The 13,404-nt window shown below is 62.9% G+C and carries 13 protein-coding genes; 6 read left to right on the forward strand and 7 right to left on the reverse strand.

From position 1 onward, the window contains the following. Positions 1–339 precede the first annotated feature (339 nt). The gene (locus tag I9018_RS07865) at positions 340–1,674 is read left to right on the forward strand and encodes an OprO/OprP family phosphate-selective porin (protein WP_241109145.1); all 1,335 of its coding nucleotides are present in this window, start codon (positions 340–342) and stop codon (positions 1,672–1,674) included. Positions 1,675–1,776: 102 nt separating this feature from the next. Here I9018_RS07865 and I9018_RS07870 read toward each other — a convergent pair whose 3' ends face one another. After that, positions 1,777–2,178 carry a nuclear transport factor 2 family protein gene (locus I9018_RS07870; RefSeq protein ID WP_241109146.1) on the reverse strand — a complete coding sequence of 134 codons (402 nt, stop codon included), beginning with the start codon at positions 2,176–2,178 and terminating at the stop codon, positions 1,777–1,779. Continuing rightward, a complete protein-coding gene (locus I9018_RS07875; protein WP_068586017.1) occupies positions 2,159–3,529 on the reverse strand; it encodes an MFS transporter in 1,371 nt (456 codons plus the stop codon). The genes I9018_RS07870 and I9018_RS07875 overlap by 20 nt, the downstream gene beginning before the upstream one ends. A 90-nt stretch (positions 3,530–3,619) precedes the next feature. Here I9018_RS07875 and I9018_RS07880 point away from each other — a divergent pair, with 90 nt between their 5' ends. Next, a complete protein-coding gene (locus I9018_RS07880; RefSeq protein WP_241109147.1) occupies positions 3,620–4,522 on the forward strand; it encodes a LysR family transcriptional regulator in 903 nt (300 codons plus the stop codon). Between the two features lie 67 nt (positions 4,523–4,589). After that, on the forward strand, positions 4,590–5,714 hold the full coding sequence (locus I9018_RS07885; protein ID WP_068586014.1) for a GNAT family N-acetyltransferase: 1,125 nt from the start codon (positions 4,590–4,592) through the stop codon (positions 5,712–5,714). 3 nt (positions 5,715–5,717) lie between these two features. On the opposite strand, the gene aqpZ is transcribed toward I9018_RS07885, so the two are convergent. From aqpZ to I9018_RS07910, 5 genes are all read right to left on the reverse strand, one after another. Then, positions 5,718–6,416, reverse strand: coding sequence for an aquaporin Z (aqpZ, locus tag I9018_RS07890; protein ID WP_068586012.1), 699 nt, complete (start codon positions 6,414–6,416; stop codon positions 5,718–5,720). Between the two features lie 327 nt (positions 6,417–6,743). Next, positions 6,744–8,576 carry an ABC transporter ATP-binding protein gene (locus I9018_RS07895; protein WP_241109148.1) on the reverse strand — a complete coding sequence of 611 codons (1,833 nt, stop codon included), beginning with the start codon at positions 8,574–8,576 and terminating at the stop codon, positions 6,744–6,746. 87 nt (positions 8,577–8,663) lie between these two features. Then, entirely contained in the window at positions 8,664–9,227 is a 564-nt protein-coding gene (locus tag I9018_RS07900; RefSeq protein WP_068586006.1) for a peptidylprolyl isomerase, read from the reverse strand. 3 nt (positions 9,228–9,230) lie between these two features. Continuing rightward, on the reverse strand, positions 9,231–10,034 hold the full coding sequence (locus I9018_RS07905; protein WP_124346057.1) for an alpha/beta fold hydrolase: 804 nt from the start codon (positions 10,032–10,034) through the stop codon (positions 9,231–9,233). 30 nt (positions 10,035–10,064) lie between these two features. Beyond that, on the reverse strand, positions 10,065–10,988 hold the full coding sequence (locus I9018_RS07910; protein ID WP_068586000.1) for a LysR family transcriptional regulator: 924 nt from the start codon (positions 10,986–10,988) through the stop codon (positions 10,065–10,067). Positions 10,989–11,037: 49 nt separating this feature from the next. On the opposite strand from I9018_RS07910, the gene I9018_RS07915 reads away from it, so the two are divergent. From I9018_RS07915 to I9018_RS07925, 3 genes are all read left to right on the forward strand, one after another. After that, complete coding sequence (locus tag I9018_RS07915) at positions 11,038–11,352, forward strand: 3-phosphoglycerate kinase (protein ID WP_068585997.1); 315 nt, start codon at positions 11,038–11,040, stop codon at positions 11,350–11,352. A gap of 158 nt (positions 11,353–11,510) precedes the next feature. After that, complete coding sequence (locus I9018_RS07920) at positions 11,511–12,110, forward strand: FMN-dependent NADH-azoreductase (RefSeq protein ID WP_241109149.1); 600 nt, start codon at positions 11,511–11,513, stop codon at positions 12,108–12,110. A gap of 211 nt (positions 12,111–12,321) precedes the next feature. Beyond that, a complete protein-coding gene (locus I9018_RS07925) occupies positions 12,322–13,185 on the forward strand; it encodes a carboxylate/amino acid/amine transporter (RefSeq protein ID WP_068585991.1) in 864 nt (287 codons plus the stop codon). Positions 13,186–13,404: the final 219 nt, after the last annotated feature.

The raw sequence follows: 13,404 nt of genomic DNA on the forward strand, positions 1-13,404 counted from the left end.
CCGCGGATGTCGCCAGGCATCCGCCGCGATGTTTTTCTGCCTGTTCCTGCCAGGGAATCACGTCCGTGATTCCCGCTTCCGTTGTGCTCGTTACACGTCGGCTCGCACAAAAATAACACTGTCGTCATCTTTGGCATTGTCCCTGAAAACAGCCGCAAACCGCTCTAGAACGGGCTTTTCGCCTTATTTCTTTTCGAAGTAAAAAAGTTCCTCTGTAATCAAATCTTTATTTTCCAGCAACCTGGCTGAAATCCTCGGACCCCAAGATTCCCCCCGACACCAGCGGCCCAGTCCGCGTGTTTTCCAACGCTACAGACCACCAATTAGGGGAACTCTTCGATGATCCGTAAGCACTTCGCCGGTTTTGCCGCCAGCGCCCTGGCCCTGGCAGTGACCGCCCAGGCTTTCGCTGGCACCGTCACCACCGACGGCGCCGATATCGTAGTCAAGACCAAGGGCGGCCTTGAGGTTGCTACCACCGACTCGGCCTTCAGCTTCAAGCTGGGCGGTCGCCTGCAAGCCGACTATGGCCGTTTCGACGGGTTCTATACCAAGAATGGGAACAGCGGTGACGGCGCCTACTTCCGCCGCGCCTATCTGGAATTGGGCGGCACCGCCTACAAGGATTGGAAATACCAGATCAACTACGACTTCTCCCACAACTCGGGCACTTCCGATGACGGTTACTTCGACGAAGCGACCATCTCCTATGTGGGCTTCAAGCCGGTGACCATCCGTGGCGGTCGTTTCGATGCGGACTTCGGCCTGGAAAAAGCCACCAGCTCCAAGTGGATCACCGCCATGGAGCGTAACGCCGCCTACGAGCTGGCCGACTGGGTCAACTCCCACGAGAACGGCATGGGCCTGCAGGTGAGCTCGGTGGTGGCCGACATGGCCTACCTGTCCGGTAGCGTGTCCGCCAAGGACATCAACGACAGCGACGGCGACAGCGTCAAGCAGTTCAACGCCCGTGCGGTGTTCGCCCCGATGCATGAAACCGGCAACGTCCTGCACTTCGGCCTGGATTTCGCTAGCCGTGACCTTAGCGACACCGCCTTCGACTCGCGGATCCGTCCACGCCTGGGTGTTCGCGGCATCGCCACCAACGGCGGCAACGATGCCGGCAGCAACGGCAACCGTGCCACCTTCGGCGGCGGCGCGGGCCTCAACGGCTCGAACCTGACCGCGGCGGGTGCCTACGACAACGACCGTGTGTTCGGTGGTGAATTCGCCTTCGCCAGAGGCCCGTTCTCGGCCCAGGCCGAGTACCTGACTCGCAAGATGAAGGCCGACAGCGCCGCTTACCAGGACGTCAAGGCCACCGGTTTCTACGGCCAACTGGCCTACACCCTGACCGGCGAGTCCCGCGTGTACAAGCTCGATGGCGCCAAGTTCGACACCATCAAGCCCGAGAACAAGCAGTACGGTGCCTGGGAAGTCTTCTACCGCTACGACAACATCAAGGTCGATGACAAGAACATCGTGACGTCCACCGCCACCCGTGAAGTGGGCGATGCCAAGGCCACCATGAACACCATCGGTGTCAACTGGTATGCCAACGAAGCGATCAAGGTCTCGGCCAACTACATCAAGGTCAACACCGACAAGATCACCAACAGCGTTGGCGATGACAGCGGCGATGCCCTCGTAGCCCGTGTGCAGTACGTGTTCTAAGGCTGTTGCAACACAGTAGAGCTCTTTCTCATCCGTTATAGCTCCTCTCGTTTTGACCCCGCCCCGGCGGGGTTTTTTTTGCCCGTAGCTACGGCAATGGCCTCAAGGGCAGGTTGTCTCATGCAGGTACAACCACTGGGCCGAGTCGTCCTGGACACGGATCAGCGCCAGCGACAGGCGCGATGTCTGCACGTGCTCCAGGCGATGGGTTTCCTTGTAGCGGATCGCTGCACATTGGCCTTCCTGCCAGACGCAATGCAACTCGCTGACCTCGATCTGCAAGCCTTGGCGGGCGCCCAGGGCGCCGCGGAACAGTTGCTTCACTTGCTCACGATCGGCCAGGGCACCCGCGGTGGTGACCATCTGGAAATCCTCGGCCAGCAGCGCCATGACCTGTTCGACCTGCGCCGCGCCGTCGCCCTGGGAGTGAGTGAAGACGTCATGGATCAACTGGTGGATCTGGTGAACGCTGTGCAGTGCCTGTTTAACGATCGACTGGTGCATGAAGGACCTTCTTCTGTGGGTTGAGCTTGCCTAGAAACGGCAGGAGGAGCAGCCCGGCCAGGGCGGCCAGCAGCAGGCTCAGGTGAAAGGCGCTGGTGGCCGGGAGGTGTCCGAGCAACAGGTTGTAGAGCATCAGCAGCCAGGCCGCGCCAAGGCTGAAGGCCATCTGCCGGTTGATGTTCCAGATCACGCTGGCCTGGTGCGTGTCGCTGCCGCTGAAGTCCAGCAGGGCGGTGGTCTGTGCGGTATTGGCGCCGGCGCCGCCACCCAGGCCCATGAGCAGGTAGGCACCGATGAGCAAGGGCAGGTCGCGGCTCGCGTCGACCCAGCACAAGGTGGCGATGCCGGCGCTGTGTAGCACCAGGGCGATGGCGAACAGCCGGGCGGCGCCGAGTCTGTTGTAGAAGCGCCCGCAGGCCAGCATCGCCAGCAGGGCGCCAGCGGCGTAGAGCAACATGAACATGCCGCTCTGCTGGGCACTCAGGTGCAGGTTGTCCTGGAGGAAGAACAGGCTCAGCAGGTTGACCCCGGTGAAGATCCCGGGAATAGCGTGGTAGATACCCACCGACAGCCCAAGGCGCACATTGCGCAGCAGGTGCAGGTCGACGATGGGTTGCGGGCAGCGGCGGCAATGCAGGCCATACCCCACGGCAGACAGCAGGCCGCCAGCAAGGCAGGCCAGGGCCTGGTAGGCCGGATAGCCACTGCCGTACAGCGACATGCCCAGCAGCAGGCCGGCCAGGGCGGCGCTCACCAACAGCAGGCCACGCACGTCGGGCCGCGCCGGTGGCGGTTGGTCCTGGTTGCCGATCCAGCACCAGGCGAGCACGGCCGTCAGCAACGAGAGCGGCAGGCTGGCGAAGAACACCCAGCGCCAGGAGCTGTGGTCGACGATGGCCCCGCCCAGGGTTGGCGACAAGGCCGGGGCCAGCAGGGCCACTGCCATCACCAGGGTCGAGATCCGTGCTCGTTGCGGGCCCTGGAACAGGTTGAAGGTCAAGGCCTGTCCGAGGGGAATCAGCAGTCCGCCGGCCATGCCCTGGACCAGGCGCCAGAACACCAGGGATGCAAAGTCGTCGGCTCGCCCGCACAACAGCCCGGCGAGGCTGAACAACAACATCGAAGCGGCAATGATCTGCCGGTGGCCGAAGCGTCCTGCCAACCAGGTACTGATGGGAATCACCAGGGTCAGGCCGAGGATGTAGGCGTTGGCCACCCAGGCCACGCTGGCACTGGAGACTTGCAGGTGCTCGGCGATGCTGGGCAGGGCCACCGCCGACATGAAGATGTTGATGCAATCGATGAAGAAGCCGAGGAGGAATACCACCGCCACTTTGTATCTATAGGTCATGTCGCCTCCTGTTTGGCCGGCAGCTTAGGGAGGCTGGGCCGAGCCTGTCGAGGCGCCTATACTTGATTCATTGTTTTTGGAATCTTGACAATGAATGAAAGCCTGCACGGCCAGTTGCATCGAGTACAGACCTTCCTCGCGGTGGTGGACTTTGCTTCCTACACCCGTGCGGCGCAGTACCTTGGTATCAGCAAGGCCATGGCCAGCCTGCATGTGAAGACTTTGGAGCAGGTCTTGGCGACCCCCTTGCTGACTCGTACCACACGGCATATCGCCCTCACCGAAACCGGGCAGGATCTTTACGACGAGTTCAAGGGGATTGTCGCTAATATCGATACGGCTTTCGATAACGTGCTGCATGGGCGCAACCGCGTATCGGGCAAGTTGCGCATCAGTTCCACCGCCGAGTATGCCCAGGCCTACATCCTGCCATTGCTGCCTCTGTTCACTGCACGCTATCCCGAGGTGCGCTTGAGTTATCACTTCAATTCATCGCTGAACGATCTGGTGGCGGAAAAACTCGATCTGGTGATTCGCCTGGGCCACCTGGCGGACTCCGGATTCAAGGGGCGCCAGTTGGCCGACTACGGCATTGTCCTGGTGGCCAGCCCGGTGCTGCTGGCGAGCCTGGCGGTGGCCCAACCCGAGGATCTCGCGGCTTGCCCCTGGATAGGCAACAGCAATCTTGCCGGGCCGCCAGCCTGGACCTTCGGCCATCCGCGTCGTGGCGAGGTGCAGGTGCGGATGACCCCTGGGCACGAATCGAACTCGGCGACGGCCATCCGTGCCATGGCCCTGGCCGGGCTGGGGTTGGCGGTATTGCCGGAATGGATGGTCCTGGACGACCTGGCCGATGAGCGCCTGTTGCGTGTGTTACCCGAGTACAGCCTGGCCCGGCAGCCGGTGCATGTGCTGTTTCCCAATAGCCCGCACTTGCCGCGCAAGTCCCGGGTGTTCATCGACTTCCTGGCCGAACACCTGGGGCATGCCTGAGTGTTTCGGCGAGCCCGGCGATGGGGGATACTCGCCGGGTCGTTCGATTTGATGCCTGGGGACCCTGATGCCGCTGCAACCCTTGAACAGCCTGTCTGCCGTCGATCCTTTGCAATGGGATGGGCTGCTCAAGGACGGGCAACCTTTCGTGCGCCATGCCTTTCTCAGTGCCCTGGAAGACAGTGGCAGCCTCGGCCCTCGCTCCGGCTGGCAGGCCGAGCACCTGCTGCACGTGGAGGACGGCCGGCTGTTGGCGGCGCTGCCCAGCTACCGCAAGTGGCATTCCTACGGTGAGTACGTGTTCGACCATGGTTGGGCGGATGCCTGTGAGCGAGCCGGGATCGACTACTACCCCAAGCTGTTGACTGCGGTGCCGTTCAGCCCGGTAAGCGGTGCGCGGGTACTGGCGGCGACCCAGGCCGATGCCTTCGAGCTGCTCAAGAGCCTGCCGGGCTACCTGGAGATCGAAGGGCTATCCAGTGCCCATGTGAATTTCACCGACGATTTCAGCGACCAGGCCCTGGAGCTGCAATCGGGTTGGTTGCCGCGCCTGGGCTGCCAGTTCCACTGGCACAACCGCGGCTACCGTGACTTCCAGGATTTCCTCGATGTCTTGAGTTCGCGCAAACGCAAGCAGATGCGCAAGGAGCGCGAGCAGGTGGCGGGGCAGGGCCTGGACTTCCAGTGGCTGGAGGGGGCCGAGCTCAGCGAGGCCCAGTGGGATTTCGTCTACGCCTGCTACGCCAATACTTATGCGGTGCGCCGCCAGTCACCCTACCTGACCCGCGACTTCTTCAGCCTGCTGGCCCAGCGCATGCCGGAGGCGATCCGCGTGGTCCTGGCTCGCCAGGGTGGCCGGCCGGTGGCCATGGCCTTCAGCCTGGTGGGCGGCGGCAGTTTTTATGGGCGCTACTGGGGATGCCTGGCAGAGTTCGACCGCCTGCATTTCGAGACGTGCTTCTACCAGGGCATGGAGTATGCGATCGCCCATGGGCTGGAGCGTTTCGATGCCGGGGCCCAGGGCGAGCACAAGCTGATTCGTGGTTTCGAACCGGTGCTCACGCGTTCCTGGCACTACTTGCGCCATCCCGGGCTCAAGGCCGCGGTGCAGGATTTTCTCCAGCAGGAGCGGGCGGGCGTCCGGGCCTATGCCGAAGAGTCCCGGGACGCCTTGCCCTATCGCCAGGCCTGAGCCTCAGCTGTCTTCCTTGCCCAGCCAGCGGTAGACCACGCCGCCGACCACCGCACCGAGGATCGGCGCCAGCCAGAACATCCACAGCTGCTGCAGGGCCCAGCCGCCGACGATCAAGGCCGGGCCGGTACTGCGGGCGGGGTTGACCGAGGTGTTGGTCACCGGGATCGAGATCAGGTGGATCAGCGTCAGCGCCAGGCCGATGGCGATGGGTGCCAGCCCTGCCGGGGCACGCTTGTCGGTGGCGCCGAGGATGATCACCACGAACATGCCGGTCATCACCAGTTCGCAGACGAAACCCGCAGCCATCGAGTAGCCACCGGGTGAGTGTTCGCCATAACCGTTGGATGCCAGCCCCGACGCCAACTCGAAGCCGGGCTTGCCGCTGGCGATGAAGTACAGCAGCGCCGCGGCGATCACGGCGCCGATCACCTGGGCCACCACATAGGCGGGCAGTTCCCGGGCCGGAAAGCGTCCCCCCACCACCAGGCCCACGGACACCGCAGGATTGAGGTGGCAACCGGAGATGTGGCCAATGGCGAAGGCCATGGTCAGGACGGTCAGGCCGAAGGCCAGGGCGACCCCCAGCAGTCCGATGCCGACGTTGGGAAACGCCGCTGCGAGCACGGCACTGCCGCAACCGCCCAGAACCAGCCAGAACGTACCGAGCATTTCAGTCATGGAGCGCTTGAACAAAGACATGGGAAGAGTCCTTGATAGGTGTACCTATCAACGCGATATCGCCGTTATGCATCCCGCAGTTCAACAACAGGTTTCACTCTGGAACCTAGCCTCAGTACAGCAGGCTTTGGTGGCAATTCCACTGGCCCATGAAAAACGCCAGGCCCCGTGGGCTGGGGGCTGGCGTCTTTTCAGGAGGTTGTGCAGACCCTGTAGCCGCTGCTGAGCCTGCGAAGCTGCGCCAAGGCCCGCAGGGCCTTCCAACGATGGCGGCGGCTATCCGATCTTGCGGCCGCTACGCGCCCGTGCGCAGCCTGCGGCAGCGGCGACACGCAGCACCTGTAGGTCTCAGTCGATGCCGACAAAACCTCCGGTCTGGTGCTGCCACAGCCGCGCATACAGGCCGCCGTGGGCCAGCAGCTCGGCATGGGTGCCGGTCTCGGCGATGCGGCCCTGTTCCAGCACCACCAGGCGATCCATGCGGGCGATGGTGGAGAGCCGGTGGGCAATGGCGATCACGGTCTTGCCCTGCATCAGGGTCTCCAGGCTTTCCTGGATCGCGGCCTCGACTTCCGAGTCCAGGGCCGAGGTGGCCTCGTCCATGATCAGGATCGGCGCGTCCTTGAGCAGTACCCGGGCAATGGCGATGCGCTGGCGCTGGCCCCCGGACAGCTTGACCCCGCGCTCGCCCACATGGGCATCGAAGCCGGTACGGCCCTGGGCATCGGACAGCAGTGGGATGAACTCGTCGGCGCGGGCCTTGCGCACCGCTTCCCAGAGTTCCTCGTCGCTGGCCTCGGGCCGCCCATACAAGAGGTTGTCGCGGATGGAGCGGTGCAGCAGCGAGGTGTCCTGGGTGATCATGCCGATGCGTTCGCGCAGGCTTTCCTGGGTCACCCCGGCGATGTCCTGGCCGTCGATCAGGATCTGCCCGCCCTGCAGGTCGTAGAGGCGCAGCAGCAAGTTGACCAGGGTCGACTTGCCCGCTCCCGACGGACCGATCAGGCCGATCTTTTCTCCAGGGCGGATCTGCAGGTTGAGGTCGCTGATGACCCGGTTGGCCTTGCCGTAGTGGAACTCGACGTGCTCGAAGTTCACCCCGCCCTTATTCACCTCAAGCCTGGGGGCCGCTTCGCGGTCGGTCAGTTGCAGGGGCTGGGCGATGGTCTGCAGGCCGTCCTGGACCATGCCGATATTCTCGAAGATGCCGTTGATCACCCACATGATCCAGCCGGACATGTTGACGATGCGAATGACCAGGCCGGTGGCCAGGGCGATGGCTCCGGCGCTGATCAGCGACTGACTCCACAACCACAGGGCCAGGCCCGTGGTACTGGTGATCAGCAGGCCGTTGAGGCTGGTGATGGCGACGTCCATGGAGGTCACCACGCGCCCGGCCAGCTGGCTTTTCTCGGTCTGCTCGGCGATCGCTTCGCGGGCGTAGCTCTGTTCGAAATGGGTGTGGGCGAACAGCTTCAGGGTGGCGATGTTGGTGTAGCCATCGACGATCCGTCCCATGAGCTTGGAGCGGGCATCGGAGGCATCCACCGAGCGCTTCTGGATGCGTGGCACGAAGTAGCGCATGGCGCCGATGAAACCGACGATCCACAACAGCAGCGGAATCATCAGGCGCCAATCGGCGTCGGCGAACAGCACCAGGGCACCGACGGCGTAGATGGTCACGTGCCACAGGGCGTCGATCACCTGCACCGAGGAATCCTGCAGTGAGTAGCCGGTCTGCATGATGCGCTGGGCGATGCGCCCGGCGAAGTCGTTCTGGAAGAAGTTCAGGCTCTGGCGCAGTACGTAGCTGTGGTTTTGCCAGCGAATCAGGCTGGTCATGCCGGGATTGATGGCCTGGTGGATCAACAGGTTGTGCAGGCACACCATCAACGGGCGCAGCAACAGGGCCACGACGGCCATCCAGGCCAGTTCCAGGCCATGGTCGCTGAATACCTGGATGCTGGGCGTGCCCTGTGCCAGGTCGATGATGGTGCTCAGGTAGCTGAACAGCGACACCTCGATCAGCGCCACGAACAGCCCGACCACCAGCAGCGCGACGAAGCTGGGCCAGACTTGCTTGATGTAATGGAAGTAGAAGGGCAGGACCCGGTTGGGCGGGGTGGTCGCGGGGGTGTCGCGGAAGATATCGATCAGTTGTTCGAAACGACGATAGAGCATGGGTTCTGCAGCCCGTTGTGCGGGCTCTCCTGTGCTAAAGCGGACGGGGCGCCGGATAGGCGCCGCCGTCGGGACAGGCTGCGAGATTCAGTCGAGGCGCTTGGCCGACTTGATCAGTACCGGGTCGACCGGGACATTCTGCATGCCTTGCTTGGTGGTGGTCTGGGAGTTGACGATCTGGTCCACCACTTCCATGCCGTTCACCACCTTGCCGAATACCGCGTAGCCGGCGTCGCGACCCGGGTCGAGGAAGGCGTTGTCGGCAACGTTGATGAAGAACTGGCTGGTGGCCGAGTTGGGGTTGGAAGTCCGGGCCATGGCCAGGGTGCCGCGCACGTTGTGCAGGCCGTTGGAGGCTTCGTTCTTGATCGGGTCACGGGTGTCCTTCTGCACCATCTGGGCGGTGAAGCCGCCACCCTGGACCATGAACCCCGGGATCACTCGGTGGAAGATGGTGTTGGTGTAGAAGCCGCTGTCGACGTAGTCGAGGAAGTTCTTGCTGGAAACCGGCGCCTTGACCGGATCCAGTTCGATTTCGATCTTGCCGAAGCTGGTGTCCAGCATGACGTGGGGTGCCTTGGCCGGTTGTGCGGCCATCAGGTTGGCGGCAAAGAGCACGGAGCCGGCGACGAGGGCGATTTTTTTCAGCATGGGTCAGTGATCCTGGGTGGTGGTGTCGACTGTATTGATGAAGTGCAGCAGGGTCTGGTTGAAGCGCTGCGGTTGGTCCAGCGGTGTGGCGTGTCGGGAGTCCTCGATCACCACCAGCTGCGCATCCGGCAGCAGTTTGACGTAAGCCTCCTTGAGCGCCACCGGGGTGTAGTCGTGGTCGGCGCTGACGACCAGGGTTGGACAGGTGATACGGCCCAGACGTTCCTGGACTCCCCAGCCGACGATGGCGTCGAAGCTGGCGAGATAAGCACGTTTGTCGTTCTTTGCCCAGCGTTCGGCCATCTGCTGCCGTAACTCGGCTTGCTCCGGCTTGGGAAACAATCGTTGGCCCAGGGCCTTGCCGATGGCCGCCATGCTCAGCAGGCGGGCCATGCTCCAGCGCTTGAACCACTGCCAGTAGTCGTCGGCCGAGCGCAGCTTGACCTGCGGTGCGCTGTTGACGATGCACAGGCTCTTGAACAGCTGTGGCTGGTCCACGGCCAACTGGAAGCCGATCATGCCGCCCATGGACAGTCCGGCATAATGCACCGGCCCCAGGCCCAGGTGGTCGACCAGGGCCATGAGGTCGGCGGCAAAGCCCGGGATGCTGTAGCGCTCCCGAGGCTTGTCGGAGCGACCATGGCCGCGCACGTCCGGGATGATCAGGCGATAGCGGGTCGCCAGTTCCGGGACCTGTTTTTCCCAGTCCTGGGCGCTGGAGCCCAGGCCGTGGACCAGTAGCAGGGGTTCGCCCCGGCCGTATTCCTCATAGTGCAGGGTGCAACCTTCATGTTCGAAATACGCCATGGCAGAACTCCTGTTCTGGTAAATGGGACGTCAGGCTTGCTCGGGTGCGGCAAAGGGCGCATCCAGGGGCGCGGTGTCGAAGGTGCGCAACAGTTCCACGAGGATCTGCGTCGCCGGGCCCAGGGGTTTGTCCTTGTTGGAATAGAGAAAGAACGTCGGGTGGCGGCTGCCGCCCTGGTCCAGGGGCAGCACCTTGAGCAGGCCCTCGTGCAGCTCGCGTTCGATCATGTGCCGTGGTAGCCAGGCGAAACCCAGGCCGCTGCTGACGAACTTCGCCGCGGTGGCCAGGCTGCCGACCGTCCAGCGCTGCTCGGCACCCAGCCAGCCCACGTCCCGCGGTTGTTGGCGGCCGGAATCGCGAATCACCACTTGCAGTTGGCTTTCCAGGTCCTGGAAGTGCAACTGCCGTTGCAGGCGGTGCAGGGCGTGTTCCGGATGGGCCACGGCGACGAACTCCACCGAACTCATCTCGGTGCCCAGGTAACCTGGAATATTGAAGCCGCTGATGGCCAGGTCGGCGACGCCTTCGAGCAGCACTTCCTCGACTCCGGACAGTACTTCCTCGCGCAGGCGCACACGGCAGCCGCGGCTCTGCGGCATGAAGGCGGTGAGGGCGCGGACCAGTCGTGCATTGGGGTAGGCGGCATCCACCACCAGCCGCACCTCGGCTTCCCAGCCTTGCTCCATGTGGTGGGCCAGGTCTTCGAGTTGGCTGGCCTGTTTCACCAGTTGTCGGGAGCGGCGCAGCAGTACGCCTCCGGCCTCGGTGAGCACGGCCTTGCGGCCATCGATCCGCAGCAGGGGGACACCGAGCTGGTCCTGCATGCGTGCCACGGTATAGCTGACCGAGGATTGCGAGCGGTGCAGGGCCTCGGCGGCTTGGGCGAAGCCTCCGTGATCGACCACGGCCTGCAGGGTGCGCCATTGATCCAGGGTCACGCGGGGCGCTTTCATGAGGGGCTCCTCTTGTCCTAAGCTGGCGTTCCTTACCGGAGACCGCCGAATGAGAAAATTCTGTTGTGTGTTGCTGGCCCTGCTGCCCTTGAGCGCCTGGGCTTATCCCATCGATGTCGACAAGCAACTCAATGGCCTGAGCATCGACTACACCACCTACGATACCGACGCCGACATCGGCTCGATCCAGTTGAACAACTACGGCAAGACCGATGCCGTGTGCTCGGTGGTTTTTCGCAACGGTCCCGAATCACCGCGTACTCGCAAGGTGGAAGTCGCCGCCGGCAAGAGCCGCAGCGTGACCGTCAAGTTCAACCGCAACATCATCAAGTTGCGCCTGGACCTGAACTGCCAGGCCAAATGACCGCCGTGATGCCGGTCCTGTCGATCGTGACGGGACTGGGTTCGCTTATAAACGAATTTATTGATTGGTTATAGCAGTTATTTGCGCTTTTTCATCGATATCTCTCTGTTTAATCTGCGCCCCATCGACTTACGCATACCCCGATGGAGGCTTCAGCCATGTCCCGCGTCCTGATCATTGAAAGCAGTGCCCGCCAGCAAGATTCCGTTTCCCGCCAACTGACCCAGACCTTTATCCAGCAATGGCAGGCTGCCCACCCGGCCGATTCGATCACTGTGCGCGACCTGGCCCGTAACCCGGTGCCGCACCTGGATGCCAACCTGCTGGGCGGCTGGATGAAACCCGCCGAGCAACGCAGCGCGGCCGAGCAGGACTCGCTGCAACGTTCCGACGAGTTGACCCAAGAGCTGCTGGACGCCGACGTACTGGTGATGGCCGCGCCGATGTACAACTTCGCCATCCCCAGCACCCTCAAGGCCTGGCTCGACCATGTGCTGCGCGCTGGGGTCACCTTCAAGTACACCCAGACCGGTCCCCAGGGCCTGCTCACTGGCAAGCGTGCCTTCGTGCTGACGGCCCGGGGCGGGATCTACGCCGGCAGCAGCACCGATCACCAGGAACCCTACTTGCGCCAGGTCATGGCCTTCATTGGGATCCACGACGTGCAGTTCATCCATGCCGAGGGCCTGAACCTGGGCGGCGATTTCCACGAGAAGGGCCTGAACCAGGCCAACGCCCGGCTGGCCCAGGTGGCCTGAGGCGTTAATCCCCAGGTAATCGCTGGATGTTCAAGTAGCTCCTGTGTGCCCCTTCAAGCAGGTCCGCACATAGAACCTCCCTTTGCACTGGGTGCTCCTTCAGTGCCAATGCCCGATCGAACGCCTCGCGAGATCGGGCTTTTTTTTGCCGGTGATTTCACCCGCGCCGGCAAAAACGTTATCGTCGCCGCCATCCAACGATGAGGCGAGCATGGGCTATCTACTGGTTGTCACCCTGATCCAGGCGTTTTCCTTCAATCTGATCGGCGAGTACCTGGCCGGGCATGTCGACAGCTACTTTGCCGTGCTGGTGCGGGTGCTGCTGGCAGGGTTGGTGTTCATCCCGCTGACTCGCTGGCGCCGGGTGGAACCGGCCTTCATGCGCGGCATGCTGCTGATCGGTGCGCTGCAGTTCGGCATCACCTATGTGTGCCTGTACCTGAGCTTCCGGGTGCTGACGGTGCCGGAAGTGTTGTTGTTCACCATTCTCACGCCGTTGCACGTGACCCTGATCGAAGACGCCTTGAACCGGCGCTTCAATCCCTGGGGCTTGCTCGCGGCCCTGGTGGCGGTGGCGGGTGCCGCGGTGATTCGCTACGACCGGATCAACCCGGACTTCTTCATGGGCTTCCTGCTGCTGCAACTGGCCAACTTCACCTATGCCGCCGGGCAGGTGCTGTACAAGCACCTGGTGGCGCGCTATCCCAGTGACCTGCCGCATTACCGGCGGTTCGGCTACTTCTACCTGGGCGCGTTGCTGGTGGTGTTGCCGGCGTTCCTGCTGTTCGGCAAGGCACACTTCCTGCCGGATGCCCCGGTGACCTGGGCGGTGCTGCTGTTCCTCGGGCTGGTGGCCACGGCGCTGGGGTTGTACTGGTGGAACAAGGGCGCGTGCCTGGTCACCGGCGCGACCCTGGCGGTGATGAACAACCTGCATGTGCCGGTGGGCCTGCTGCTCAATTTGCTGATCTGGAACCGCCATGAAGACCTGGGCCGCCTGGCCCTCGGCGGATTGGTGATCCTGCTGGCGGTGTGGGTCAGCCGCCATGGCCAGCGCAGGGTGGCCACGGCGTGAAGGTTACGGGCGCCAGCGAGATGGGGTAGCGGTTCTACGCAGCTGTTACCCCTATCCCCAGGAACGAGGCTCTGTCCAGGACCCGCCCTATCGGCGGGTTTTTTTTGGGTTCTGGTTTTTTACCTTTGAAAACAATTAGCTAGGTGAGTCAAGAGAAGAAGCGAGCGCTCGGTGACGCGTCTGGCCATAAAATTACATTCATATGTGTATACAAGACAT

It is taken from the genome of Pseudomonas sp. MPFS (assembly GCF_022537035.1).
In the GTDB taxonomy this organism is placed as follows: Bacteria; Pseudomonadota; Gammaproteobacteria; order Pseudomonadales; family Pseudomonadaceae; genus Aquipseudomonas; species Aquipseudomonas sessilinigenes.